24 protein-coding genes are annotated in these 26030 nt (G+C 65.0%); 16 read left to right on the top strand and 8 right to left on the bottom strand.

Going from position 1 to position 26030, the window contains the following annotated elements; genetic code table 11:
* Positions 1-5: 5 nt before the first annotated feature.
* The gene (locus V5279_RS02555) at positions 6-158 is read left to right on the top strand and encodes a hypothetical protein (protein WP_338694820.1); all 153 of its coding nucleotides are present in this window, start codon (positions 6-8) and stop codon (positions 156-158) included.
* Positions 159-273: 115 nt separating this feature from the next.
* On the opposite strand, the gene V5279_RS02560 is transcribed toward V5279_RS02555, so the two are convergent.
* The gene (locus tag V5279_RS02560; protein WP_338694821.1) at positions 274-1335 is read right to left on the bottom strand and encodes an AraC family transcriptional regulator; all 1062 of its coding nucleotides are present in this window, start codon (positions 1333-1335) and stop codon (positions 274-276) included.
* A gap of 244 nt (positions 1336-1579) precedes the next feature.
* Between V5279_RS02560 and V5279_RS02565 the strand changes: the two genes are divergently transcribed.
* The 5 genes from V5279_RS02565 to V5279_RS02585 all read left to right on the top strand — a co-directional run bounded on the left by V5279_RS02565 (position 1580) and on the right by V5279_RS02585 (position 7303).
* A complete protein-coding gene (locus tag V5279_RS02565; RefSeq protein ID WP_166211837.1) occupies positions 1580-2347 on the top strand; it encodes an enoyl-CoA hydratase/isomerase family protein in 768 nt (255 codons plus the stop codon).
* A gap of 2 nt (positions 2348-2349) precedes the next feature.
* Positions 2350-3561, top strand: coding sequence for a CoA transferase (locus tag V5279_RS02570; protein WP_338694825.1), 1212 nt, complete (start codon positions 2350-2352; stop codon positions 3559-3561).
* A 189-nt stretch (positions 3562-3750) separates the two neighbouring features.
* A complete protein-coding gene (locus V5279_RS02575; protein WP_338694827.1) occupies positions 3751-5169 on the top strand; it encodes a UbiA family prenyltransferase in 1419 nt (472 codons plus the stop codon).
* A gap of 2 nt (positions 5170-5171) precedes the next feature.
* On the top strand, positions 5172-6557 hold the full coding sequence (locus tag V5279_RS02580) for an FAD-binding oxidoreductase (protein ID WP_338694829.1): 1386 nt from the start codon (positions 5172-5174) through the stop codon (positions 6555-6557).
* Complete coding sequence (locus V5279_RS02585) at positions 6557-7303, top strand: SDR family oxidoreductase (protein ID WP_338694831.1); 747 nt, start codon at positions 6557-6559, stop codon at positions 7301-7303. The genes V5279_RS02580 and V5279_RS02585 overlap by 1 nt, the downstream gene beginning before the upstream one ends.
* On the opposite strand, the gene V5279_RS02590 is transcribed toward V5279_RS02585, so the two are convergent.
* On the bottom strand, positions 7284-8537 hold the full coding sequence (locus V5279_RS02590) for a glycosyltransferase family 87 protein (RefSeq protein WP_338694833.1): 1254 nt from the start codon (positions 8535-8537) through the stop codon (positions 7284-7286). The two genes, V5279_RS02585 and V5279_RS02590, sit on opposite strands and share 20 nt — an antisense overlap.
* Before the next feature lie 186 nt (positions 8538-8723).
* Between V5279_RS02590 and V5279_RS02595 the strand changes: the two genes are divergently transcribed.
* The gene (locus tag V5279_RS02595; protein ID WP_338694835.1) at positions 8724-9563 is read left to right on the top strand and encodes a tetratricopeptide repeat protein; all 840 of its coding nucleotides are present in this window, start codon (positions 8724-8726) and stop codon (positions 9561-9563) included.
* Between the two features lie 319 nt (positions 9564-9882).
* The gene (locus tag V5279_RS02600) at positions 9883-10845 is read left to right on the top strand and encodes an IS110 family transposase (RefSeq protein WP_166301254.1); all 963 of its coding nucleotides are present in this window, start codon (positions 9883-9885) and stop codon (positions 10843-10845) included.
* 579 nt (positions 10846-11424) lie between these two features.
* Here V5279_RS02600 and V5279_RS02605 read toward each other — a convergent pair.
* Complete coding sequence (locus V5279_RS02605; protein WP_166216271.1) at positions 11425-12117, bottom strand: hypothetical protein; 693 nt, start codon at positions 12115-12117, stop codon at positions 11425-11427.
* Between the two features lie 341 nt (positions 12118-12458).
* Between V5279_RS02605 and V5279_RS02610 the strand changes: the two genes are divergently transcribed.
* Positions 12459-13994: an aspartate ammonia-lyase gene (locus V5279_RS02610; protein ID WP_338694838.1), complete on the top strand. Its 1536-nt coding sequence runs from the start codon at positions 12459-12461 to the stop codon at positions 13992-13994.
* 173 nt (positions 13995-14167) lie between these two features.
* Here V5279_RS02610 and V5279_RS02615 read toward each other — a convergent pair whose 3' ends face one another.
* Positions 14168-16003 carry a di-heme-cytochrome C peroxidase gene (locus V5279_RS02615; protein ID WP_338694840.1) on the bottom strand — a complete coding sequence of 612 codons (1836 nt, stop codon included), beginning with the start codon at positions 16001-16003 and terminating at the stop codon, positions 14168-14170.
* A gap of 275 nt (positions 16004-16278) precedes the next feature.
* On the opposite strand from V5279_RS02615, the gene V5279_RS02620 reads away from it, so the two are divergent.
* Both V5279_RS02620 and V5279_RS02625 read left to right on the top strand, forming a co-directional pair.
* On the top strand, positions 16279-16959 hold the full coding sequence (locus V5279_RS02620) for an alpha/beta family hydrolase (protein WP_338694842.1): 681 nt from the start codon (positions 16279-16281) through the stop codon (positions 16957-16959).
* A gap of 10 nt (positions 16960-16969) precedes the next feature.
* A complete protein-coding gene (locus V5279_RS02625) occupies positions 16970-17701 on the top strand; it encodes an aspartate/glutamate racemase family protein (RefSeq protein WP_338694844.1) in 732 nt (243 codons plus the stop codon).
* Here V5279_RS02625 and V5279_RS02630 read toward each other — a convergent pair.
* Together V5279_RS02630 and V5279_RS02635 are read right to left on the bottom strand one after the other, a co-directional pair.
* A complete protein-coding gene (locus tag V5279_RS02630) occupies positions 17693-18475 on the bottom strand; it encodes an SDR family oxidoreductase (RefSeq protein ID WP_338694846.1) in 783 nt (260 codons plus the stop codon). The two genes, V5279_RS02625 and V5279_RS02630, sit on opposite strands and share 9 nt — an antisense overlap.
* A 40-nt stretch (positions 18476-18515) precedes the next feature.
* Positions 18516-19490: a 2-dehydropantoate 2-reductase gene (locus V5279_RS02635; protein ID WP_338694847.1), complete on the bottom strand. Its 975-nt coding sequence runs from the start codon at positions 19488-19490 to the stop codon at positions 18516-18518.
* 180 nt (positions 19491-19670) lie between these two features.
* On the opposite strand from V5279_RS02635, the gene V5279_RS02640 reads away from it, so the two are divergent.
* Complete coding sequence (locus V5279_RS02640; protein WP_338694849.1) at positions 19671-20471, top strand: enoyl-CoA hydratase-related protein; 801 nt, start codon at positions 19671-19673, stop codon at positions 20469-20471.
* 15 nt (positions 20472-20486) lie between these two features.
* Here V5279_RS02640 and V5279_RS02645 read toward each other — a convergent pair whose 3' ends face one another.
* Positions 20487-20750, bottom strand: coding sequence for a hypothetical protein (locus V5279_RS02645; RefSeq protein WP_338694851.1), 264 nt, complete (start codon positions 20748-20750; stop codon positions 20487-20489).
* A 62-nt stretch (positions 20751-20812) separates the two neighbouring features.
* Positions 20813-21697, bottom strand: a complete 885-nt coding sequence (locus V5279_RS02650) for a LysR family transcriptional regulator (protein WP_338694853.1) — start codon at positions 21695-21697, stop codon at positions 20813-20815.
* A 127-nt stretch (positions 21698-21824) separates the two neighbouring features.
* Here V5279_RS02650 and V5279_RS02655 point away from each other — a divergent pair, with 127 nt between their 5' ends.
* The 4 genes from V5279_RS02655 to V5279_RS02670 all read left to right on the top strand — a co-directional run bounded on the left by V5279_RS02655 (position 21825) and on the right by V5279_RS02670 (position 25958).
* Complete coding sequence (locus tag V5279_RS02655) at positions 21825-23186, top strand: FAD-dependent oxidoreductase (RefSeq protein ID WP_338701810.1); 1362 nt, start codon at positions 21825-21827, stop codon at positions 23184-23186.
* A gap of 13 nt (positions 23187-23199) precedes the next feature.
* The gene (locus V5279_RS02660) at positions 23200-24204 is read left to right on the top strand and encodes an ABC transporter substrate-binding protein (RefSeq protein ID WP_338694855.1); all 1005 of its coding nucleotides are present in this window, start codon (positions 23200-23202) and stop codon (positions 24202-24204) included.
* A 160-nt stretch (positions 24205-24364) separates the two neighbouring features.
* Positions 24365-25138 (top strand): ABC transporter ATP-binding protein, encoded by a 774-nt coding sequence (locus V5279_RS02665; protein ID WP_338694857.1) that lies wholly within the window; start codon positions 24365-24367, stop codon positions 25136-25138.
* Entirely contained in the window at positions 25131-25958 is an 828-nt protein-coding gene (locus V5279_RS02670) for an ABC transporter permease (protein WP_338694859.1), read from the top strand. Before V5279_RS02665 ends, V5279_RS02670 begins: the two co-directional genes overlap by 8 nt.
* Positions 25959-26030 lie beyond the last annotated feature (72 nt).

Raw genomic sequence — 26030 nt, forward strand, 5'->3', positions numbered from 1 at the left:
CTGTCATGGAATGTCAATCTTTGCTCTTTGGCGCCTACCTGTCGGCTTCTCCACTCGATCCGGACGAGGTCCGCTTCGGACAGCTTCTGGCGCTGGTGGTCGGACTGTCCCTGTTGCTGATCGTGCGCTTGGCATTAATGCTGGTCGGGGCGTTCTAAAGTGCGATGAGATAAGGTTGAATCGTCATCGCACTTTAGCTCTTTGTTTGAGCATGATCTTTTCGGAAAACCGCTTCGCACTTTTTCGGATCATGCTCTAGCGCGACCACCAGCATTAGGTTTGCTCCCGCGGCTCCGGATGGCGAAAATCCGAGGGCGAGCGGTTGGTCCATTTCTTGAAGGCCTTTCGAAAACTGGTTGCGTCGGCAAAGCCCACGCGCTCGGCGACCTGATCGATTGCCAGATGGGTGTTCTCGAGCAGCTCGGTCGCCACCGACCGCCGCATCCCATCGACGATCGCTTGGTAGGACTGGCCGTCCTCCGCCAACCTGCGGTGAAAGGTCCGCAACGAGAGCCCGAGCTGGGCAGCAATCTCCGGTGCGGCCGGAAACCGGTTGGGACTGTTAAGGCACGCGGCACGAATCCGCCTGGCAAGCTCGGATTCGCCGGGACGCTCGGTCATCACGACGTCGCAGAGCTGCTGGCAGATCTTGGCCGTGATCGGATTTGCGTTCGGGCACGGCAGATCGAGGACCTTTGCGTCGAAGTGCCACTCCATGCGATCGGCAGCAAAGTCGATCGGGCAGTTGAACATCCGTTCGTAGTTGCGCCAATGCACGGGCGGCGCGAACGGAAAGATCATCCGCTTGCTCGGGAAGGGTGCTTCAAGCACGCGGCTGAACACGGCCGTCATCGAGCTGCGCCAGAATTCCGCGGCAAATGGCAAGAGCTCGCCGAGCGGATCGAGTCCATGGCTGCGCAGGATCGCGGTGGTGCCGTGCTCGATCCGGAAGCTGATCTGCCGCACGGCAGGTCCGGCCATGGTGATGTGATCGAGCGAGAACAACAGCGCCTCGCCAAATGTCCGGCTCGATACCAGTGCATAGCCGTAGATGCCGTAATCGCTGATGCGCTGCCGCGCGCCGGCGAGCAGTCCGATGTCGGATCGTTTCGCCAGCCTGATGGCGTTGCGGTAGATCGCCAGCCGCTGGCGATGCGAGATGCGCGCGTGCGGATCTTCCAACTGCGTGGCATCGAGACCGGTGCGCGCGAACAGCTCGCGAACCGAGACGCCCTGCGCCGCAAGCTCGGCGGCCAACGCACCGAGGCCGAGCAGGCTCTGCGTCGGTGCATCGGGATCGCTCGAGATCGGCATCACGATCTTGATCGGCTTCATGGCTTCCTCCGCGTCCACCTGGCACAGTTTGACAGGCGGATGAATCGGCTCTTCCGGCCGCTTGGCAATTTTCGACATCATAATTGGCAGAGCTTGACGTTGTCACGCTTGTTATGATGAGCGACATTCAAACCGTTGAGAACGGCGGGAACTGTACAAAGCAGCCCGTGATGAGGAAACGCCAGCCGGCCGCGGTTCTGCGGCGGAGGCCGGCTGTTGGCCCTGGATCGAGCGAGGGAACGGCATGACGATTGTAACTCACGAGATCGACGGCAAGGTCGGCGTGGTGACGCTGGCCAAACCGCCGCATAATCTGCTCGACGATCAACTCATTAATGCAGTGGTCGGCGCCTACCACACAGTGGTCGCGGCCGGCTGCCGCGCCATCCTGCTGCGCAGCGCGATGCGGCATTTCTGCGCCGGTGCGGAGATGGCGTCCTGGGGAACGGGCACCAAGCTGCATACCGATCAGGCCGGGCTCGAAAAGGTCTGGCGCAGCCTCGAGGATGTGCCGGTGCCCACGGTCGCCGCCGTCAACGGCGGCGCGCTCGGCGGTGGCCTCGAACTCGCGTTGACCTGCGACATGATCGTCGCTGCCGACACCGCCTTCTTCGGCCAGGTCGAGGTGGCGGTCGGCTTGCTGCCGCTGCTCGGCGGTACCCAGCGGATCGCCCAGCGCGCCGGGATCGCGCGCGCCAAGGAGATCTCGATGCTCGGCCGGCGTCACACGCCCCAGACATTCGAGCGCTGGAACATCATCAATCTCGTCGTCCCGGAAGCGGAGCTTGCGGCGTCGTCGATGATCCTGGCCCGGCAACTCGCCGCGGGCCCGACCAAGGTCATCAACGGCATCAAGATGCAGGCGAACCTCGAGGCGCGCGGCGGCATCGCCGCCGCCGATGCGCGGCAGGTCGAGATCAACGACATGATCTGGCAGGCCAGGGATCGGCAGCGCGGTGCCGATGCCTTCTTTGCATCCGGTCCCGCAACTGCCGTCTTCGAGGGAGACTGACGATGTCCGCTGCACCGCTGCAGGGCCTGCGGGTGGTTGATTTCACCCGCGTGCTGGCCGGCCCGCATTGCACCAAGGCGCTGCGCGACCTCGGCGCCGAGGTCACCAAGATCGAGCCGCCATCCGGCGATATCGGCCGCGCCGGGCTGCCTTTTGTGAACGGCATGGGTCTGTATTTCGTGCAACAGAATGCCGGGAAGCGAAATCTCAGTATCGACTTGAACTACGCCGAGGCGCGCGAGATCGTCGCCAGTCTGTGCCGCGACGCCGACGTCATCGTCGAGAATTTTCGGCCCGGCACCCTGGCGCGGTTCGGCTTCGGCTATGACGACGTCCGCGCGTTCAACCCCGGCATCATCTACGTGTCGCTCAGCGGCTACGGGCAGTCCACCTCCTGGCGAAACAGGCCGGCCTTCGCGCCGACGGTGCAGGCCGAGACCGGCCTCACCTCGATCGTGCAGGATCATTTCGGTGCGGCATTGTCCGAACCGCGCGGCGATTCCTGCAGTCATGCCGATGTCTATACCGGACTGCAGGGTGTGATTGCCGTGCTCGCCGCGCTCCAGCATCGCAACCGGACCGGCGAAGGCCAGCATGTCGACGTGTCGATGGCCGCGACCATGCTGTCGGTCAACGAGCGCGCCGGCGCGATGCTGTCGGAGGTCGATACCGACGGTGAGCCGATCGCGCTCTCGGCCAACGAATCCCACATCTTTGAAATGTCCGACGGCACGCGGTTGACGATAGCCGCCAGCCCGATCTATTCGCCGATGTTCACGCGCTACTGCGCGATGATGCGGCGAAGCGATCTGCTGGCCGATCCGCGCTACGCCACCGCCAGGCTGCGCAGGGAAAACCTCGCAAGTCTGCTCGCCGAAATTCGTGCCTGGCTCACGACATTCGAAAACCTCGAGCAATTGCAGGCGCAGGTGAGCGAGGCGGGGCTTGCGGTCGGGCAGGTGAGAACCGTCAACGAATTCGCAAGCTCCGACTGGGTCAAGGAGTGGAATGCGGTGGTCGAGGTCGACGACCGCGCCGGCGGGCTGGTGCGCATGCCGGGCAACCCCTGGATCTTCAGCGGCTCGGAGCTTCCGTCCCCCGGCGTGCCCGCCTATCAGGGCGAGCATAATGAAGCCATCCTCGATGAGCTCGACGTCCCGTCCGAAACCGTCCGGGATCTGCAGCAGCGTGGCATCCTGCTCAGCCGCCGATAAGCGTTTCGGGCTGTCGTCCCGAAGCCGTCCGCGGGCCGCTGGCCGGCCGCCGTTTCGTCGCGGCCGGGAATTGGCCGCGAAGCCGCCCTGGCCGCGCCTGCCATTCCGCGCCCAAGTTCACCCGACAAGTTCACCCGGCGTTAGGGAAAGCCCGGGACAATGGGGAGGAGGCACCGGAACACCGCGCGCATGCGAGCTAGTTTTCCAGAACGGGTTGAGCAGGGCGATCGCGGCGCCCTCCGCGATCCGTTGCCGTTAAGGAGCCGGCCGCTCGTCGTCGATGTCGACGAGGTCTTGATCGGGGAAAGCTCCTTCCCGGCGGATTTCCCGTCCGGGATTGCCGGCCGCTTTCGCGCCATCGCGGCGGCGATTGCCACCGCCTTCGAACCGGAAGCGCGATCGGCGGATGCCGCTGGCGTCTCTCGCTTCGATCCATCCCGCGCGCAATTCGACCGCGACGCCGTGAGGTTCCTGTTGCAGGTTTTGGGTGAAGGCCGCCCGGTCTATCTTTGCTCGGAAACCTATGGCGAGCCGTTCGTCAGCGCGGTTGCCGAGCATCTCGGCGTCTTCACCGCCTGGGCGGCCGCGCCGGGGAGCCGGTCGCCGGCCGCACAGAGCGACGACTTTCCTTCCGCGCTCCGTCAAGGTTTCGACTACATCGGCAGCGCGACGGCCGCACTGCCCGATTTCGCGTCGCCCGTGGCGCGCCCCGCCGGATCCGAGTCGGCTGCGCCTCCGCGCGCCGATGTGCGCAGCTGGCTGAAGCTGTTCAGGGTGCATCAATACGCCAAGAACGCCCTGGTGCTGGTGCCGCTCCTGACCGCACACAAATTCGCGCTGGGGTCGGCCGCAACGTCGCTGCTCGCCGTGATCGCATTCTCGCTCTGTGCCTCGAGCGCCTACATCCTGAACGATCTTCTCGACATCACGGCCGATCGCGCCCATCCGAGCAAGCGCAACCGTCCGATCGCAAGCGGCACCATCACGCCGTCGCAGGCCGTCCGCGCGATGGCCCTGGCGCTGGTCGGCGCGTTCGCGATCGCCATGCCGATATCGATCGAGTTCGGTGGCGTCCTGCTCGGCTATTTCGCGCTGACCACGTCCTATTCGCTCTGGCTCAAGCGCATCGCGACCGTCGATGTCGTCGTGCTTGCCACGCTTTACACCGTGCGCGTAATCGGCGGCGCGGTCGCGATCGACGTGCCGATGTCGGAATGGCTGCTGGCGTTCTCGCTGTTCATCTTCATGTCGCTGGCGCTGGTGAAGCGCTACACCGAGCTCGCCAGCCAGCCGGACGGCGCCGTGCTGGCGGCACGCGGCTACCAGATCGAGGACAAGGCGATGGTCGCGATCCTTGCGGCTGCGTCGGGCTTCAACGCCGTCGTGATCTTCACGCTCTACATCTCGTCCGATACGGTTCGCGCGATGTACAGCCATTCGCAACTGCTTTGGGTCGGCTGCCCGATCCTGATGTACTGGATCGGCCGCGTGATGTTGTTCGCGCAGCGCGGCCTGATCGACGACGATCCGGTGATGTTCGCGCTGAGGGATCGCGCCAGCTGGGTCGCCCTCGGCGCGATCGGCGTCATCATGCTCGCCGCCATCTAGCAATGTCGGCGGTTGCCTTGCCAGGACGTGTGAGTGCGGCCTCTGGTCCCAGCGGGATCCGTCTCTCCGGTTGGGGCAATTATCCCAAAGTGTCGACCGAGCTGCTGGCGCCGCAGACGCAAGCAGGCGCGCGCGACTATCTGCTGGCGCGGTCCGGCGTCGTGGCGCGCGGGGCAGGGCGGGCTTATGGCGACGCTGCGATCGGTGTGCAATCCACGATCTCGTCACGCGGCCTGAACCGGATGCGCAGCTTCGACGCGGCCACCGCCCGATTGACGGTCGAAGCCGGCGTGACCATCGCCGACATCCTCGCCGCCTTCGAGCCGCGCGGCTTCTTCTTAAAGGTCGTGCCCGGCACGAAATTCGTGACGGTGGGAGGCGCGATCGCCGCCGACGTGCACGGCAAGAACCACCATCGCGACGGCGGCTTCGGTTCTATCGTCGATTCCTTCCGCCTCGCGTTGCCGGGCGGCGAGATCGTCAGCTGCTCACGGTCGGAGAACGCTGCGCTGTTCGCGGCGACGCTGGGCGGCATGGGCCTGACCGGCGTGATCCTCGATGCGACGCTGCGGCTGCTCCCGATCGAGACGGCCTGGCTGCGGCAGGACACCCGCGTCGCCGGCCATCTCGATGCGGCGATCGATCAGTTGGAAAGCAGCGCATCGGCCACCTATTCGGTGGCCTGGATCGACTGCCTTGCGCGCGGCGCGGCGCTCGGACGCTCGCTGGTCTATCTTGCCGAGCACGCCACGCGCCGCGACAAGGACATGCTCCGACCCGATCTCGCGCCTTTCCCCAGCCCGCGCACTCAGCGGCTGTCGGTGCCGGAGCTGTTTCCCGGATGGCTGCTCAATCGCGCATCGATGCGGGCGTTCAACGAGCTGTACTTTCGCCGCGGCGCGGCGCGTCAAGGCGAGCCGCGGCTGGTTCATTGGGATCCCTACTTCTTTCCGCTCGATGCGATCGCCGATTGGAACAGGATCTACGGCCGCCGCGGCTTCGTGCAATATCAATGCGTGATCCCGCTCGACCGCGCGCGCCGTGTCCTTGCCGAAATCCTGGATCGGGTATCGCGGCGCGGCGATGCGTCGTTTCTGGCCGTGCTCAAGCGGCTTGGCGATGGCGGCGGGCCGATGTCGTTTCCGCTTCGCGGCTATACGCTAACGATGGACTTTCCTGTCACCGACACGCTGTTCGCGTTTCTTGACCAGCTCGACGCACTGGTGGTCGATGCCGGCGGCCGGCTGTACCTCGCCAAGGACGCGCGGCAATCGCGCGCGACATTCGAATCCGGATATCCCGGCCTCGCGGCCCTGCGGGACATCCGCCGGCAGACTGGGGCAAATACGCGCCTCGTGTCGCATCTCTCAGCACGGCTTGGAATTTGATGACCGACACAAAATCAGTTCTGGTGATTGGCGGCAGCTCGGACATCGGGCACGCGACCGCGCTGCGCTATGCCAAGGAGGGATGGCGCGTGATGCTGGCGGCTCGCGATGTCGAGGCTGCCGAGCGCAACGCGGACGACATCAGGACGCGAAGCGGCGTCGAAACGTCGGTTCAGGCGCTGGACGTCTTGCAGACCGGGCAGCTTGCCGACTTTGTCGCCGGCCTTCCTGTGCTGCCGGATACCGTCGTCTGTGTCGTTGGCGAGCTCGGCGACCAGACGCGCGCCCAGGCCGATCCGGAGCTTGCGACGACGATCATGCGCACGAATTTCGAGGCGCCCAGCCTGCTGCTCGAACGGTTCGCGCAAGCGTTCGAGACGCGCGGCTCGGGCACCATCGTCGGGGTCAGCTCGGTTGCGGGCGATCGCGGGCGGGCGTCGAACTACTACTACGGCGCGGCCAAGGCCGGCTTCTCGCAATTCCTGTCCGGCCTGCGCAATCGTCTGGCGCTCGCCGGCAAGGTCCGCGTCGTTACCGTCAAGCCCGGGTTCGTGCGCACCAGGATGACGGCGCATATGAAATTGCCGGCTCCCCTTACCGTGCGACCGGATCGGGTTGCCGAGGATATCTTCCGGGCCGATGTGACGAAGCCGCGTGACGTGATCTATGTGGCCAGGCGATTCCGGCTGGTGATGGCCGTGATCTCCGCGCTGCCGGAGCCGATTTTCAAACGGATGCGCATCTGACACCGGCCTCGCTGATCGCCTCGGTCCTTGAACCGCGCAGCAGCACAATTCCGACAATCAGCGCGATCAGCGGAATGAACGCGAAGCCGCCGATCGAGAGCACGTCGAGCCAGTCTGCGCCCTGGTGGAAGGTCGCCATCTGCGTCGCCTGCAGGTAGCCGGCCGCGCCGATGGGAATTGGCAAGGCGTAAATGATCCCCCGTTCCCACTCCCGCGCGTTCGCCAGCAGCGCCGGCAGCAACAGCGCCAGGCCGACGCTGAAGACCAGGAAATCGTAGTCGTAGGCATAAGGGCTGATGCAGACCGAAACGATTGCGGTGAGGCCGAGGCTCTCGCGTGCGGGCATCGTGCGGTAGACCGCAATGAGGACGACGGCGAGCGCCAGCACGGCGACGATGCCCTGGGCGACAAACGATCCCGACGCGGACAACCCCGCCGTTCGCAACGCCGCATAGATCGAGATCATGCGATGCATCGGATAGTTGCCTTGCTCCAGGAACACCGACGAATCGCGTACGCTCTGCAGGAACGCGCTCCAGATCTCGACGCCGAACACCGCCGTAGAGATCGCTGAACTGATCAGCACGACGGCGGCGGCCGTCATCACGACCATCCAGGAGCGCCGCAGGATCGCGTAGACCGCGAACGCGATGGCGAGATGCGGCTTGATGATCATGAGACCAAGCGCCGCTCCGGCGACGACTGGTCGCTCTTCGAAGAACAGGCAAACCATTCCGATCAGCGCGGCCGTCAGCAAGCCGTTCTGTCCGCATGCCAGCGTGATCCCGATGGTCGGGAAGAAGATGATCAGCACGAGCACGAACTGGCTTCCGGCAAGGCGGCGCAGCACGGCGAGGTAAAGCGCCAATGTCGAGCCCGCGAACAGCAAATAGGCGATCCCGATCGGGATCAGCGCAAACGGCGCCAGCAGCAGGCCAAATTGCGGCGGATAGGTCCACGACATGAAGCCGTTGTGCCCGCCCGAGGCCTCTCGCTGGATGACGATGAGCTTCGCGAACCGATAGGCCTGGTCCATGTCGCCGAGCCACACCAGCTTTGCGGTGATGTAGAAGGCGGCAAAGTCGACAAGTTCGCGGCCATGCCCCAGCCCCACCTGCCACAACCACACCGCTTTCAGAACGATGGCGATGGCCAGCAGCGCGAGGATTCCACGTGTGTAGGCGGTTCGCTTCGAGGTGGTCGACTGAATTGTTTCGAGGGTTGTTGCGAGCATCAAGCCGGGCCCTGTTACGGCAATTCAGGCTAGATCGAATAGGTTAAGCAGTCGAAAAACCGGGCGGAACCGGGTAGTGCCAAGGTGCCCGGTTCGACCGGCGCCGGTACCCTTCATGCGACTTTCGCTGGACGCTCTGTCGGCGCCAATGGTAACGGCTGAGATGACCATTTGATCGAGAGCCGCATGCCGAAACCTCCGCCTCCTTCCGCCAATCGCGGGCCCGGCCCATCCCCGGTCCTGCAACGTGCCGTGGTCGCGTTGCAGATGGGGCAGGTCGTCGAAGCCGAGCGGCTGGCGGCGGAGGTGTTGAAGGCAAACCGGACCGATGTCGGCGCGGCCACGATCCTGGCACGGGCGCTGATGGCGCAGAACCGCAACGAGGAGGCGATCGCGCCGCTCGAGCGAGCCGCCCGCCGCGTCGAGGATGCCGGTATCGAGACGCTGCTCGGCGCGGCGCTCGGCGCCGTCGGCCGCCGCAGCGAGGCGATCGATGTGTTGCGGCGAACCACCGCGCGGCGGCCACCGTTCCTTCCCGCATTTCAGGAGCTGGCAGGGCAATTGGCTGCGGCGGGCCGCGTCGACCAGGCGGTTGCCGTCATCGAGAGCGCGATCGCTCTCGCGCCTGGGACCCTCGAGTTGCAGATACTGCTCGCGCAGCTGCTGCCCGATTGCAATCAGCGCAACCGAGCGCGCGAGATTCTGGAGAAGCTGCGCATTGTGGCGCCGGGGCATCCCGCTATCCTGCCCGCGCTCGCGCGTGTGCTGCTGCTCGATGGCGAATACGCCGGTGCGGCCGAACTCTACCGTCAGGTGCTGGCGCAGCGCCCTGACGACCCCCTGACGCGTCTTAGCTACTCCGCCTGTCTTCTGGAAATGGGCGACCGCGCCGCCGGCGAAGCCAATCTGCGTCTGGCGTTGCGCGGCCGGCCGCAAATGATCGGCCGCACGACGGCCGCGCTGACCATGTCATCGCATGGCCGCTTCTTCTTCCGTCCCAGCGGGTTTGCAAAATTTCTGAGCTAGGCGGTTCAGTCGCTGGTGCACGGAATTGTAGGATGGGTAGAGCGAAGCGAAACCCATCAATTGCACCCGCGCAGGTGAGATGATGGGTTTCGCTGCGCTCTACCCATCCTTGTATTAGCGCGCTGGGTTAGACTGGCCTCGTTCCGTGAGGAATGGCCCAGCTCGGGTGGCCGCCCGGGCTGGGCCGCTGATCGATCGGATCGTTACCCATCGAAGCCTTGAGGGCTGTTATTCGTAGCAAGATCGCGATCGGCACTTCATCGGGACCCGCATGGTTGAACGAACTTTAGGTTCGCATCACAAGGGAGGGTCGAGGAAGATGGCCAAGCGTACCACAATCTGTGCCGGGATCGATACCGGCAAGCGCAAGCTCGACGTGGCGCTCGACGGCAACTCGGAGCAGCTGCAGGTGGAGAACACGGCGGAAGGTCACAAGGCGCTGCTGGAGTGGCTTGGGCGGCGCAAGGTCAAGCGGGTTGGGATCGAGGCGAGCGGTGGCTATGAGCAAGCCGTCGTCGCCGAGTTACGGCGCATGCGGTTTGTCGTCGTGGTGTTCCAGCCGGCGCAGGTGCGTGCCTATGCCAAATACCGCGGGCAACGTGCCAAGAACGATCGGATCGATGCCGCGCTGATCGCCGCCTGCGCCGCTGCGGTCAACAAGATCCACCCGGCCCCTGACGCAAGGTTATCGCCCTTGGCCGGGCAGCTGACACTGATCGATCAGATCGGAGAGGATATCACGCGGTTCAAGAACCGGCTCGAGAGCTGTCGCGATGCGCGTATCCAAAAGCTCTGGAAGGAAGATATCGTCCGCCTGGCCAAGCGCGAACGCGTCGAGTTCAAGGCTTTGGTGGCAGCGATCCGCGAACAGCACGATCTCGCTGCCCGGCTCGATCTGATCTACAGCGTCGGCGGGGCCGGGCTGCCGACTGCGGTCGCCATTCTGGTGCGCATGCCGGAGATCGGCCAAATCAGCCGCGAGCAGGCCGCAGCTCTTGCGGGCCTTGCGCCTTATGATGACGACAGCGGAGAGCATATTGGCGCTCGTCACATCATCGGTGGACGCAAGCGCCTGCGAGAGGCGCTCTATGCTGCAGCGCTGGCGGCGTCGTTCCGCTGGAATCCGCAGCTCATCGCCCTTTACAAGCGACTGATCGCCGCCGGTAAGGGTCACAAGCGCGCGCTGATCGCCTGCGCCAGGAAGCTGCTTGTCTTCATCAACGCCGTGGTGGCCCGAGGCACCCCTTGGCAAGCTGACATGTCAGCTGTTCCAGCAGCCTGAAGCGTTTCTTTGTTCGACCGGGGCGCCGTTTCTTCGTCCCGACCTGCCGTCACCAGGACGTCGCGCACAGCGGCCGTCAAGGATGGCCGTCGCTCAAATGCCACCACATCCTCATCCTCAACAGGCCACGCCTTGATGGCCGCGAGCACGGCGTCAGTCTCAACGGCGATCGGACAATTCAATCGCACACAACCGAAAGAGCTAATGGTTGCTACGAGACTGGCGGTCTGTCATCGACTGGTTTGCGTTGATGGGAGCGGAGTTGGTCGCGCCCTGCGCCCTCTGCGAGAGGAGAGGGCGGAAAGAAGAGCAAAGCTCGGACAGATCATGTCGCGAGAATACAAAGCTGCGTCCCCATTAAAGCTGTCATCGCCCGGCTCGACCGGGCGATCCAGTACGCCGCAGCCTCTCGGTTCAAGCACCGGCGTCTCTGGAATACTGGATCACCCGCATGCGCGGGTGATGACACCGAGTACTTGGCTGTTTGACATTGAATCAGCTGTGAATCGCCCCACCCCCGAGCAAAGCCTTCGCCTTTGTCGCTGGAGGAGGCAGCGACAAAGGCCGTGCACGCCCGGTCTACGTCCGAAACTGCCGACGATACAGCCCAGACTCGCGGGCGATCCTCTTGGACAGTTCCTGTGCGCGCGATGTTTCATCCGGCGTCATCGCCGCGGTCTGCGGGACCCAGTTTTCGCGTTTCACCGGGAAGCATTGCGCAATCGGCGTGCCCTTGGGCAACACGCCGTTGAAATTGGTGTCGTGCCAGCGTGCCGGGAAATGAATCCAGCTGTCGTGAAACAGATCGCAATCGACCAGGCCGGTCAGTGTGGTGAAGGGCAGGTCGAACCGATTGACCGGATGCGTGAAGAACAGCGAGTAGCCCGCCGGCGCCTCGATGGTCCACAGATTGACAAACTTGATGACGAAGCGGTCGGCCTCGAACAGCGGCGAGCCGACCACCTGGCTTTCGTCGTGGAATCCGACCGGCGAGCGCGGGAATTCGAGCTCGCCCCCGGCCGGAAGATCGTTGTCCCATGTGATCGCGCCATTCTCGACCTTGAGATCGCACACCAGCGGCAACAGGAAACCTGATGTCATCGCATCGACGAATGGCGGGCAGCGCTTGACGGTATCCTCCTCGCGATTGCTCATCGCGTTGAAGGACTGCGTCGGCATCGCCTTGAGCCATCCTGGAAGACCCAATGACGCGGGCACCGGCGGCGGAATCTTGCCCTCGAGCTCCGCCGGACAGCGGAATTTGATGGTCATCGCTTCGTTGTTGTTGGACACGGCTTTGGCCCTTGGTTCGTTCAATGTCGGCAGCGCCCTTGCGCCAGTCGATGCTGATCTAGCACGCGATGACGCCGCGGAGAAAGCAGCCGCATCTGCCGCGGCGCGAACCGCGGTATGGAGCTATAAGCTGTTGTTATCGTGACGGATAAGGCAAGTCCTCTATTCCCGGTTCGACGCACGCCAATGCTGCTTTGTCGCGTCGTTCCGTTCGCCGGTGTGCAAGACTCAACCGACAGGCATTGGCTTTCGATGCCTGTCGGGCGCATCATGGCGGGTGTCGCTGACGACGGGATTTGCAAGAGGTAACGGAGGGACCGATGGCCGAATCGAAGGTTGAGACCGCCAACACCGCGGGCGCCGCGCCACCCTCCGGCGAGAGCGGCGGCGTGAGCGAGCTTGCGATCGCAACCGTCCGCACCGTGCCGATCGAGCAGGCGCAGTCTCGCACCGAGCACGATCTGCTCGGCGAGGACGATGTGCCGGCCAACGCGCTGTGGGGCATCCATACCAAGCGCGCGGTGGTGAACTTTCCGATCACCGGCGTGCCGGTCGGCCATTTCCCGGAATTCGTCCGCGCACTGGCGCTGGTGAAGCAGGCGGCCGCCCGCGCCAACAAGCGGCTCGGCTATCTCTCGCCCGAAAAGGCCGATGCGATCGATAAGGCCTGCACCCTGATCGCGACCGACAAGGTCTATGCCGAGTCTTTTGTCGTCGATGCGATCCAGGGCGGCGCCGGCACCTCGACCAACATGAATGCCAACGAGGTGATCGCCAACGTCGCGCTGCGATTGATGGGCAAGAAGCCTGGCGACTATCACACGCTGCATCCGAACGACGACGTCAACATGGCGCAATCGACCAATGACGCCTATCCGACCGCGCTGCGGCTCGCGGTGATTTTTGCCACCCAGCCGCTGGTGCGCGCGCTGGATGACCTCGCATATGCCTTCAAGGGCAAGGCGGTGGAATTTGCCGACGTTTTGAAGATGGGTCGCACCCAGCTCCAGGACGCGGTGCCGATGACGCTCGGTCAGGAGTTCGACGCCTTCCACGCCACCGTGAAGGAAGACGTCGCACGGCTGAACGAGATCTCCTCGCTGTTCCGCGAGGTCAATCTCGGTGCCACCGCGATCGGCACCGGGATCAATGCCGACCCGCGCTACGCCGCACTTGCGGTCGAGGAATTGTCGCGGCTGTCCGGCCAGCCGATGGTGCTGGCCTCGAACCTGATCGAGGCGACGTCCGACCTCGGCGCCTTCGTGCTGTTCTCGGGCGTGCTGAAACGCGTTGCGGTGAAAGTGTCGAAGATCTGCAACGACCTTCGCCTGCTGTCGTCGGGGCCGCGCACCGGCATCGGCGAGATTCGGCTGCCCGCCGTGCAGGCCGGCTCATCGATCATGCCCGGCAAGGTCAACCCGGTGATCCCCGAGGTGGTCAACCAGGTCGCTTCCCTCGTGATCGGGCACGATCTCACGGTGACGATGTGCGCCGAAGGTGGCCAGCTCCAGCTCAACGCGTTCGAGCCGACCATCGGCTACTGCGTGCTGAGCTCGCTGCGCATGCTGACCGCGGCGATCGACACGCTGACCAAGCGCTGCGTCGACGGCATCGAGGCCGATCGCGAGCGCTGCCGCAGCCTCGTGCAGGGCTCGATCGGCCTGATCACGGCGCTGGCGCCGGCGCTCGGTTATGAGGCCTCATCGCGCGTGGCGCGCCGCGCGCTGAAGGAGAATCGCTCGGTCGCCGATATCGTGCTGGAGGAAAAGCTCCTGACCGAGGCGCAGCTCAACGAGTTGCTCGAGCTCGAAGCCATGACCCGCCCGGCGCGCCGGCAGCCGGTGCCGAAGGGGTGAGGGGGCTGCGAAGGAGCTGTGCTCCCTCTCCCGCTTGCGGGGGAGGGCCGGGGTGGGGGCGAGTCGCAATGCGGAGAGAGCCCCCACCCGCATCGCATCTTCGATGCGCTGCGACCTCCCCCGCAAGCGGGAGAGGTCGGCCGCGAGACCGATGCAAGCAAAGCCCATCCTACTCAGAGCGTCTTGATGAACTCGATCAAAGCGCGGCGCTCGTTTTCCGTCAGCTCCGGCCCGATCACGCCGGCACGCTTCTCGTTCGAGAATTCGTGTCCGGAGTTGCTGTTGCCGCGCTTGGTGGTGTCGAGCACGAAGCCGTTCTTGACCTTGTCCTTCCAGGCATAGCCGAGATCCTTGGGATCATACTCGCGGCTGCCGAGATAGAAGGTCGAGGGACGCTCCTTCACCGGCGACAGCAGTGCGTAGATGGTCGGGACCGATCCGTTGTGCAAATAGGGCGGCGTCGCCCAGATGCCGTTGAGCGGCCGGACCTTGTAGGCGAGCGGCGCCTGGATCTCGTTCGGCCGGTAGCCGTTGATGCGCTTGCGATCCTCCGGCGGGGTCTTGTTCTGGTCGTACCAATAGTCGACGGCCTTCTCGACGAGGTCGCCGAGCGCGGGGCCAAAACTGGCGTCCTTGATCTTCAGATTGGCCGGCGTCTCGACCGTACGGCTCGCAAGGCCCTCGGCCTGCGCGCCGTCGGTGCCGATCAGGCTGATCGGAATCATCTCGACGTCGAGCAGCGGCTGGCCGGCGTCGTTCTTGATCCAGCGCTTCTTGTCCTTGAACAGCGCAAAGGCTTCGCTCGCGGGCAGCGCCTTGCTGTCGATCGCCGGGCCATGGCAGCCCTGGCAGCGCGTCTTGTAGAGCCCGCCGCCGATCTTCGCGAGATCCATGTTGATCTGCGGCAGGATGTTCTCCGGCCATTTCGGCGACGCCAGGCCACCAAAGCCCTTGTCCTCGCTGGGCGGCTCGCCGGCGATCATCCGCTCCATCTCGTGCAGCACGTCGATCCGCGCGCTCGACTTGAACAGGCCCCTGGATTCGTCGAGCAGATTGAGCTCGGCGCTGACGCCGAGCGCCTCGCCGGCGTTGCGTACCATCGGCTGCATGATCGAGCCGTCATATTGCACCCAGCTGAACCATGGCGCGTTCCAGATCCGCGGGAAATGCACTGGCGCCGAATGCGAGGCGTAGTTGTCCGGATTGTTCAGGTCGATCGAGAACACCTGGTTGCCGATCCGGTTCAGCGCGTCGAGCCGCGCATAACCTTCCTCGACGCTGTTGGCGGCGACCTTGGTCTCCAACGAGTTGATGTTGGCGTATTGCTTCAACACCAGGTCGAGTTGGCCGCGCAGCGCCATGCGCTCGTCGAGGCTCGCATCCTTGCCGAGGATATCGTCGGCAAAGCGCGAGAAGCGGCCCGGCCAGAACCGTGTCAAGAGCAGCGAGACGCCGACGCTCTTCTGGAATTCGAACAGATTGGTGTTGGCCGGCCCGCCGTCGATCACGATCTCGGTGCCGCGATAGGTGAAGCTTCCGGTGTGACAGGCCGCGCAGGTCAGCCCGACCCCGGTCATGTCGGCCTTGCTGTGCGGGTTGCGCCAGGGCGCGCCATTGGCATCCGCCATCGGACTGCCCTGCGCGAAGCCGATCGGCAGCGCATCGGGCTTGCCCGGGATCACAGTGTCGGGAATAAAGCCGAAGCGGCCGAGATAATTAGTCTCGCTGAGCCGCGGCGCCGCCGTGAACAGCGGCCAGACCGTCGGCTGTTCCAGCGCCATGAACCATTCATGGGGAATGCCGAAGGTCCGGGTGCCCTGGTCGGCGTGGTAGAACCAGCGCAGCCGCTCGGCGCTGACATTCTGATCCAGCCACACGCTCTTTGCCGGCGGCTGGTAGTCGACGACCTTGACGCGGAAGCTGCTGACCACCGTCTCGATATCGTCCTTGAAGTAGAGGACGCCGGCGACAATCAGCAGTCCGATGAAGAAGATCGTCTTGCGAGGCATGCCCCGTCCCCCGATTCGTGGTACCCGCGCGTCATATGGACGAGATGTTAAGAATCGCCGAAAACAAGTTCGCGTTCTGCGTGTATCATGCTGCGCGCTATCCTACAGTGGCGCCTCTTGGTCTAACAACGGAAATGTTGCAAAGGCAATGTTGCAAAGGAAATATTGATCGGCTGTGAGCCGGTTCACTTACGGCATCGCTGTCGCGGCGGCATTTGCGCGCATCAAGGCGTGCGGCTAGAACTAACGGCACAACAATTCTACGAGAAGTCATCTTGAACGCGTCAGGCGCGCAACCGATCACGATCACGGTCTCCGGCGATAGCACGGTGTCCGCGCTGCTGCTGCGCCCGGCGCAGGCGCGTGCGGTCTATGTGCTTGCGCATGGCGCCGGCGCCGGCATGGCCCATGCCTCGATGGAGTCGATTGCGGTCGGCCTCGCCGAGCGCGGCATCGCGACGCTGCGCTATCAGTTTCCCTACATGGAGAAGGGCAGCAAGCGGCCCGATCCGCCCGCCGTCGCGCAGGCAACGGTGCGCGCCGCGGTGGCGGAGACCGCGCGGCGTTGCGGCGAACTGCCGATGTTCGCCGGCGGCAAGTCGTTCGGTGGACGCATGACCTCGCAGGCGCAGGCGAAAGCGCCGCTCGCCGGCGTGCGCGGGCTGGTGTTCCTCGGCTTCCCCCTGCATCCTGCCGGCAAGCCGTCGAGCGAGCGGGCCAAACATCTCACCGAGATCAAGGTCCCGATGCTGTTCCTGCAGGGCACCCGCGATGCGCTGGCCGAGCTCGACCTGCTCGAGCCTGTGGTGGAGGCGTTGGGTAGCCGTGCGACGCTGCATCTGGTGCAGGAGGCCGACCACTCCTTCCATGTCCTCAAGCGCTCCGGCCGCAACGACCGCGAGGTGATGGCCGAGCTGCTCGATGCGTTCGCGGCGTGGGTCGCCAAGCATTCGTGAGTCGTAACCCATGACCAAGATCCTGATCGTCAATCCCAACACCACCGCGTCGATGACCGCGACCATCGCCACCGCCGCGCAGGCGGTTGCCGCATCCGGCACCGAGATCGTGGCGGTCACCTCGTCGATGGGGCCGGCCTCGATCGAGGGCTTCTACGACGAGGCGTTTGCCGTTCCCGGCCTGATCGAGGCGCTGTTGAAGACGCCCGATGCGGACGTCGGCATCATCGCCTGCTTCGACGACACCGGGTTGGATGCCGCGCGGTCGGCAGCGCGCTACCCCGTGGTCGGCATCTGCGAAGCGGCGCTGGTCACGGCCGGACAGATCGCCAAACGCATCGGCATCGTCACCGCGCTGCCGCGCTCGATCGTGCCGCTGGAAGAGCTGGTCCGCCGCTACGGCTTTGCCGATCGCGCTGCGGTCACGGCCTGCGACGTCGCAGTGCTCGATCTCGAGAAGCCGGGCTCTGGCGCAAAACCAAAGCTGCAGGCGGAGATTGCGCGGGCGCTGGAGAAGGGCGCCGACGCCATCGTGCTCGGCTGTGCCGGCATGGCCGATCTTGCACATGAGCTGTCGATGCAATTCGGTGTGCCGGTGGTCGATGGCGTCGCCGCCGCGGTGAAGCAGGCGGAGGCGCTCGCCGGTCTCAAGCTCACGACGTCACGCCGCGGCGCCTACGCCTCGCCCGCGGCGAAGGTCTATTCCGGGCCGTTGGGGAAGTTCGCGCCGCCGTCAGCCTGACGTCGCACCGCCATAGATCCGGTCGCGCAGCCGGCGCATGCCGGAGAGCCAGCGCTCGCGGTTGGTGGCTTTGCGCTGCATGTATTCCTGCACCTGCGGATGCGAGAGAATCAGGAAGCGCTCTTCGGCCATCGCCTCGATCACCATGCGCGCGACTTCGCCCGGCTGCAGCACGCCGTCGACGCGCGCCGCGCTCGGGCCCGGCGTCGTCATGCCTGTCTGCACCGATTGCGGACAGAGCACGGAGATGCGGATGCCGCGATCGCCATACTGGATGGCGAGATGCTCGGCGAGCGCGACCGCGGCGCTCTTGGTCACACCGTAAGGCATCGAGTTCAGCGAGGCCAATAGCCCCGCGGCCGATGCGGTGTTGATGAGATAGCCGGAGCCGCGCGCCAGCATGCCGGGCACCAGCACACGCGCCGCGAACACGTGACTCATCACATGCACCCGCCAGCTCACGTCCCAATCGGCATCGGTCGCGGCTTCCTGTCCCTTGCGCGACAATCCGGCATTGGAGAAGAACACGTCGACCGGACCATATTTGTCCTCGGCCGCGGCGATCAGCGCCTTGATGTCCTCTTCGAGCCCGACATCAGCGGTGACCGCAAGCCCGTCGATATCGCCGGCGACATTGGCGAGCCGGTCGCGCGAGGTCTTGAGATCGGCGACCACGACGCCGCGGGCGCCGGCCTCCGCATAGGCCCGCGCCACCCCTTCGCCGATCCCGCTCGCACCGCCGGTGACGACACAGACCTTGTTCTTGACGTGCATGGTTCGATGTTCCTGCTTGTGATCGTGGTGGGGCGGATTGTCAGCCCTGGTACAGGTCCTTGTCACGCGCCTTCTGGATCGCGAGCGCGGCCATCAGGTCGAGCATCGGGGTCGAGAGATCAGCGGCGCGGGCAAACGCCGCCGGGGCGCGCACCAGCACGTCGATCTCCATGGCGCGGCCGAGCTCGTAATCCTGCAGGATCGAGGGCTTGTGGTCGGGCGCCGGCCCGCTGCGGGTGACGCGCTTGACCGCAGGGAGATAGCGAGTCGCCACCGCATTGGCCTCGTCGAGCAGGCGCGGGATCACGTCCTGCATGACAGGATCGTCGCGGACGGCACGCGCGGTCAGTCCGGTCAACAGGCACAGCACCGACATCGACATGTTGGTGAGCAGCTTCGACCAGATCGTCTCGCGGATTTCCGTGACCTCGGGCGATTCGATCGAGGCTTCATTCAGCGCCGCGCGCAGAGTGGCAATGCGCTCGCTCTGACGGTCGTCGCACTCGCCGATCAAAAGGCGGTTGCGATCCGGCGACAGGTTTGCCGCCACGCCGGGCGCGATCACCTCGTTGGACGAGAAGATCACGCCGCCAATGATCCGTTGCTTCGGGATGGCGCTGCGCAGCCGCCCGCCGGGGTCGAGGAAGCCGAGATCGGGGATGGCGGGATGCTGTGGCGGCAGGCCGAGATCGTACCACCAGGGAATGCCGTTCTGCGCGAACACGATGGCGGCGTCGCGTTGAAGCAACGGCGGGAGCCCGGTCGCGAGCGCGCCGATGCCGGTGGCCTTCAACGTGCAGATGACGACGTCCTGCGGACCCAGCTCGGCGGGATCGGCCGACGCCTTCACCTTTGCGGTGAGCCTGGTGCCGCCGACCTCGAGCGTCAATCCGTTGGCCCTGACCGCGTCGAGATGCGGCCCGCGCATCACGCAGGACACGTCGTGACCGGCGCGTGCCAGCCGGACCGCGAAATGGCTGCCGACGGCGCCCGCGCCGAAAATGCAAATACGCATGAGTGGAACAATTCCTTGCAAACGTGCCGCGTCAGTTTCCACAAGCGCGGGGCATCGCGCAACCCGTCATGCGCGTGGCGCGGTCGCGCGCGCTTGAAAGTGATGGATCAAGGCATCTCCGCTCGCCATAGTGCGAGGCTAGTACAAGGCAAGAGCAATGCCGAACGAGGGAGAAAAATCATGTCGGCCAGCCCAGTCCTGTGGAGCCTCGATGCGCGCGGGGTCGCGACCGTCACGCTGAATCGCCCCGAGGTCAACAATGCCTATGACGGCGCGCTGATTGCGGGCGTGCTGGCCGCGATCGACGATCTCTCGACCAAGCCGGTGCGCGTTGTCGTGCTCAAGGGCAATGGCAAGCATTTCCAGGCCGGCGCCGACCTGAAATGGATCAACGGCGTGCGGCCGAAATCATCAGAGGAGAACGAGGTGGCGTCGCGCGCCACGTTCGAGGCGGTGCAGCGCCTCAACACGCTGCCGGTCCCGACGGTCGCACTGGTGCAGGGCGGCTGCTTCGGCGGCGGCACCGGCGTGATCTCGGCCTGCGACATCGTGATCGCGGCTGATAACGCGTTGTTCTCGATCACCGAGGTGCGCTGGGGCCTGACCGCGGCGATCATCATCCCGCAGCTCTGCGACGCCATCGGCGTGCGCCAGGTGCGCCGCTACGCGCTGACCGGCGAACGCTTCGGCGCCGAGGATGCGCGCCGCATCGGCCTCGTGCATGAGGTGGTGCCGCTCGCCGATCTCGAAAGCGCCGGCGCCAAGGTCGTGGAGCAGCTGCTCGGCAACGCACCGGATGCGATGGCCGAGACTAAGAAGCTCGCGATGGAAAGCTCGTTCGGCGGCATGGGCGTGGACGACGACGCCTACAAGCGTCTCGTCCATCTGCATTCGGCCAAGCGGCAGACCGCCGAGGCGGCCGAAGGGCTCGCGTCCTTCGCCGAGAAGCGCGCGGGGCGATGGGGCGGTGGCACGGCGTAAGTCTCTCTGTTTCGTTCAGCAGCCGTTGCAGATGCCGCGCATGCTCCGGTAGACCTCCGCGTCGTCGCGGCGCATCTGTTGCAGCTGATCGAATGTCTTCGATTCGCTCGACCGCGTCACAGGCGCTTCGGGCTTGCGCCGGGCCGCCAGTTCCTGCTCCTGGCGGTGGTAGCAGGCCTCGCGTTCCGCCTTGGCCTCGATGAAGCGGCAGGTCTCGATCGCCGCCGCGGGCCCAGCGACGATGATGAGGCCGAGCGAAACCGAGATCAGGAGTTTCAAGCGGGCGATCCTTTCGTGGTCTTGTCTCAGGTCCGCGTGCGAGGGGCAAGGCTGTCGTCGGATCACAGCGATTGCGACAGCATTTTTTTCAATGTCCTTAGCAGCGCCTGCACGGCGGCGGCATTGATGCGGCGTTCCGGAACGGCGGCCTTCACCCACAGTTCCGGGATCGGAAACTCAGTGAGCACCGGCTGCAGGACGCCGTCGCGCAGCGCGTCCGCGACCAGATAGTGCGAGAGCAGGGCGATGCCGTTGCCGGCGATCGCGCTTTGCGTCAGCACACGGCCCTCGTTCGACGAGAGAATCGGGCGCACCTGGATATTGATGCGGCCACGCGGCCCCTCGAACGGCCATTCCGGCCCGGTCGGCAGGAAGCTGAGGCAGCGATGATCGACCAGGTCGCGCGGATGCTTCGGTGTGCCGTGCTTCTTCAGATACACAGGCGAGGCGCACAACAGCCGCGGCAGCCGGCACAACGGCTCGTCGACGCCGCCGCCGAACGAATGCGGGAAGGCGCCGATCGCGATATCAAAACCCTCGGTCACCGGATCGACCGGACGGTCGATCATCACGATCTCGAGCTTCACGCTGCGGTTTTGCTTCTGGAAGATCGTGAAAGCATCGGCGAGCCGCGCCACCGTCAGCGATGTCGGTGCCTTGACGCGGAGGTGATCGGTGAGATCGCGCTGCTTCTCGCCCATCCGAGACAAGAGATCGCCGACATCGGCAACCACGCCGCGGGCGCGATGGACATATTGCTGCCCGGCCTCGGTCAGCCGCAACTGGCGGGTCGAACGATGGAACAGCGCGGTGCCGATCCGTTCCTCTAGCTGGGTGACGCGCTTGGCGACGACTGACGTTGCGACGTTGAGCTTGCGCGCAGCGGCGGAGAAGCCGCCGGCGTCGGCGGTGGCGAGGAAGGCCTCGAGGTTAACAAGCGTATCCATCCGCTCTTACCTTTTTCTCCCTTTGCCTTTCTCGATTCGCGAAAGCTGATTACATAATTTGGTGGATTGTACTGCAATCCGCATCAATTCATAGTTGGCCCAATCAACTTTGTTCAGGGCGGAAATGATGCGAGCGAGCACGATCGAAGAACCTGCGCGGCAGGTCCCCCTCTATGGCGAATATGACGTGGTGGTGCTCGGCGGCGGACCGGCCGGCATCGCGGCGGCCGTCGGCGCGGCACGTGCCGGACGGCGGACGCTGCTGATTGAACGCTACGGATTTCTCGGCGGCATGGGCACCGCGGCGGGCGTGACCAACTTCTGCGGACTGCACGCCAACATCTTCGGCGAGATGCACCGCGTGGTGCAGGGCATCGCCTCCGACTTGCTGGCGCGGATCGACCGTCTCGGCGGGTTGAACGCGCCGCATCTGATCCTCAGCAAGATCCTTGCGCAGGCGTATGACACCGCCGCCTACAAGATCGCGGCGGACGATCTGCTGGCGCATCACAAGGTCGACATCCTGTTCCACGCACTCGGTGCCGGCGTTGTGATGGACGGCGCGCGGATTCGCGCGCTAATGGTGGAAACCAAGGCCGGCCGGCAAGCGGTGCTGGCCGGCATCTTCATCGACTGTTCCGGCGACGGCGATCTCGCGGTGTGGGCGGGCGCGCCCTATGAAGTCGGCGACAACCAAGGCGGCATGCTCTACCCCTCGATGATGTTCCGCCTCAACGGCATCGATCCGGCGAAAGCGGGCGACGCGTGGCGCACGATCCCGGCGCTGATGGCGGAGGCCGAGGCCGCCGGCACGCATAAATTCCCGCGCAAGTCGGCGATCGTGCGGCCGCAGAAATCGCAGATCGAATGGCGGGTGAATTTCACGCAGGTGACGCGGAGTGACGGCGGCGCCATCTCGGGCATCGACCCCGATGACATGACGCGCGGCGAGATCGAGGGCCGCCGCCAGGCGGTCGAGGCCTTCGCGTTCCTGCGCACGGTGCCCGGCTTCGAGAACTCCTACATCGTCGATCTGCCGCCGCAGCTCGGCATCCGCGAGACGCGGCGCGTGATCGGCGGTTACATGCTATCAGGCGAAGACGTGCTGGGCTGCGCCTCGTTCGAGGATTCGATCGGCGTCAATGGCTGGCCGAAGGAGTCGCATGTTCCGGGCGACGTGATCTTCGAATTTCCGCCGATCCCGGAGAGCCGCGGCTACAACGAGTTGCCGTACCGCATGCTGGTGCCTGAGGGTGTCGACAATCTCCTGGTTGCCGGCCGTTGCGCCTCGATGACCCATGAAGGGCAGTCGGCCGCGCGCGTCTCCGGTGCCTGCTTTGTGATGGGCGAGGCGGCGGGAACCGCGGCTGCGCTGGCGCTGTCGGGCAACACGATTCCGCGCGACATTTCCGTCGAAAAGTTGCAACAACTGCTCGGCAAGCAGGGCGCGTTCATCGGCCGCGATCAGGCCGTGCCCGAAGGACTTTAGGCGGAGGACGGCAATGAAGGGTTGGACGCGGCTCGCACTCGCGGGTCTGCTGGTCTGGGCCGCGAGCGGCATCGCGCAGGCCGATGATCTCCTCAAGGCGAAGATCGGCGTCTTGCGCCTGTCGTCATCCGCACCGGTGTTCATCGCGCAGGACAAGGGCTATTTCCGCGACGCCGGCCTCGACGTCGAGCTGAAATTCTTCGATGCGGCGCAGCCGATCGCGGTTGCGACCACCTCGGGCGACATCGATTTCGGCATCACCGCGTTCACCGCGGGCCTCTATAACCTCGCCGGCAAGGGCACGCTGAAGGTGATCGGCGGCATGAGCCGCGAGAAGGCCGGCTATCCCCTGATCGGCTATTTCGCCAGCAACAACGCCTATGCTGGCGGCCTCAAGACGCCGAAGGATCTGGCGGGCAAGCGCGTGGCGGTGACCCAGGTCGGCTCCAGCTTCCATTATTCGCTCGGCCTGCTCGCGGACAAATACGGCTTCAAGCTGTCCGACGTGAAGGTCGTGCCGCTGCAGTCGCTGTCGAACGCCGCGGCGGCGCTGAAGGGCGAGACGGTCGATGCGGCGCTGCTGCCGGTCTCGACCGCGCGGACGCTGATGGATTCCAACGGCGCGAAGTTTCTCGGCTGGGTCGGCGACGAGACGCCGTGGCAGCTCGGCGCCATCTTCGCTTCGCCGAAGACGCTGACCAACGCACCGCTGGTGACCCGGCTGCTCACCGCGCTCACCCGTGCCGACCACGAATATCACGACGTGATCCTCACAGCGATCAAGGACGGCGTGGTGCCGATCAACGACAAGACGAGGCCGCTGCTCGAGATCATCGCCAAATACACCAACCTGCCGGTCGGGCAGGTGGTCGGCAACTGCGCCTATATCGATCCCGACGGCAAGCTCGACGTGAAGAACGTCGACAACCAGATCAAATGGCTGCAGGCGCAGGGTTTTGTCGACAAGGGCTTTGATGCCGGCGCGATCATCGCCAAGGACTATGTGAAGGCGGATTGATGTCGAGCCGCGTGCACCATAGTCCACCCGTCATCCTGATGAGCGCGCACTTGCGCGCGTCTCGAAGGGATGCACGGCCGAGCTGCATCCGGGCCGTCGACCCTTCGAGACGCCGCTGCGCGGCTCCTCAGGGTGACGGATCAGATAATGAGCCTCTAACATGGACCTGATCGCCGACCATATCAGCCATCGCTTCGGCGCGCTCGACGTGCTCGATGATGTCTCCTTCCAGGTCTCGGCCGGCGAGATCGTTGCGATCGTCGGTCCGTCCGGCTGCGGCAAGAGCACGCTGCTGTCGATCCTCGGTGGGCTGCTGCGGCCATCCGCGGGCGCCGCCGAGCTGCGCGGCGCGCCGCCGGCCGGCAGCCTTAATCCGCTGACCTTCGTGTTCCAGGATTTTGCGCTGTTACCTTGGAATACGGTCGAGGAGAACGTCGCCTTTCCGCTGTTGCACACGCCCCTGAGCGCCGGCGAGCGCGATGCAGTGATCGACGACGCGCTGCGCCGCACGGGCTTAACGGATTTTCGCGCGGCCTACCCGAAGCAGCTGTCCGGCGGCATGCGTCAGCGCGTCGGCATAGCGCGTGCGCTCGCTGTCCGACCGGCGATCCTGCTGATGGACGAGCCGCTGTCGGCGCTGGATTCGCAGACCCGCGAGCTCCTGATGGAGGATTTCGTAGGCCTGCTTGCCGACGGCACGATGGGCGCGGTCTATGTCACGCATAACCTTGAGGAAGCTGTGCGGCTCGCCGACCGCGTCGTCGTGCTGTCACGCCGCCCCGGCCGCATCAGGGAGATCGTGACCATTCCGATGACGCGCGCCGAACGCGGTGCTGTGGATGCGCGCGGGCCGCTGGCCGCCCTTCAAGGGGAGCTGTGGTCGCTGATCCGGAAAGAGGCGATCGATGCCGAGCGCGAGGTTCAGCATGCTTGACCGCGCGCCGCAGGAGACGAACGATCAGTCGGCGGAAGCAACACGGCCGGTCGCGTTTCGCGGTGCCGGCTTTACCCCGGGCGGCAGCCGCTATGCCGGCTGGATCGCGCTCGCGCTTGTGATCGCGGTCTGGCAACTCGCGGGCAGCGCAGGATTGGTCAATCCGCTGTTCCTGCCGGCGCCGTCGGCGATCGCGGTTGCGATCACCAAGCTCGCGATGTCGGGCGCGCTGTGGCAGCATTTGTCCTGGTCAATCATGCGGATCGGCACCGGCTGGATCATCGGCACGGTCGCCGGCGTCATCGTTGGTTTCGCGATCGGGCTGTCGACCCTGGCACGCGGTGTCGGCATCACCTTCATCTCGGCGCTGTTCCCGATCCCGAAGATCGCACTGCTGCCGCTCCTGATCCTGTGGCTCGGGATCGGCGAGGAGCCGAAGATCGCGACCATTGCGCTCGGTGTGTTCTTCTCGACCGCGATCTCGGTCTATAGCGGCGTCGATGCAGTGCCGCGCAATCTGATCCGGATGGCGCAAAGCTTCAACGTGCCGTTCCACGCCATCGTCCGCCGCGTGATCTGGCCGGGCGCGCTGCCCTCGATCCTCGCCGGCTTCCGCATCACCGCATCGGTTGCGCTGCTGCTGGTCGTCAGCGCCGAGATGATCGGCGCGCAATACGGCATCGGCGCCTTCGTGCTGCAGGCCGGCAATCTGATGCAGACCGATCAGCTGCTCGCCGGCGTCGTGATCCTGTCGCTGTTCGGGCTAGCGGTGGGGAAGCTGATCAACTGGCTGGAGACACGGCTGCTGCACTGGCGGTGAAAGCCGCGCCGTTCGCCACACACCCGGTGTCGTCCCGGCGAAAGCCGGGACCCATAACCACCGGGCATGGTT

The organism is Bradyrhizobium sp. 26S5 (assembly GCF_036923295.1).
In the GTDB taxonomy this organism is placed as follows: domain Bacteria; phylum Pseudomonadota; class Alphaproteobacteria; order Rhizobiales; family Xanthobacteraceae; genus Bradyrhizobium; species Bradyrhizobium septentrionale.